Annotated in this window: 1 protein-coding gene; it reads right to left on the bottom strand. The window is 41.9% G+C overall.

The window, feature by feature from the left end; all coding sequences use genetic code 11:
* A partial coding sequence (locus B3F49_RS05670) for a hypothetical protein (protein ID WP_293909618.1) occupies nucleotides 1-270 on the bottom strand: 270 nt, incomplete at both ends.

Here is a 270-nt window from a genome sequence, read left to right as displayed (position 1 = left end):
TGAGCTCTAGCTTTTCGGAGGTCCTCCTTCCTCCATTGCTGGTCTTTCTTCCAAAGACCGTATATCAGTATCAATGTCCGATTTCTGTCCCAGATGCTTGCAAATCTTAATTGATCTCCTCCCTTAACTTCCCAAAAGTCCTCTTCACCCATCGGCTTGAACTTCTTTTTATGGATATTATCAGGAAAAAATCGGTCAATAAAATCAAAACTTGCCATTAAGTCTTCAAGGCTATTCTCTGCTTCTGGGCCTTCCAACCCATCAAAGAAC

The organism is Sphaerochaeta sp. UBA5836 (assembly GCF_002432845.1).
Lineage (GTDB): Bacteria > Spirochaetota > Spirochaetia > Sphaerochaetales > Sphaerochaetaceae > Sphaerochaeta.
Note: the sequence above shows the minus strand (reverse complement) of the source record. Positions and strands in the feature narration are given on the sequence as shown.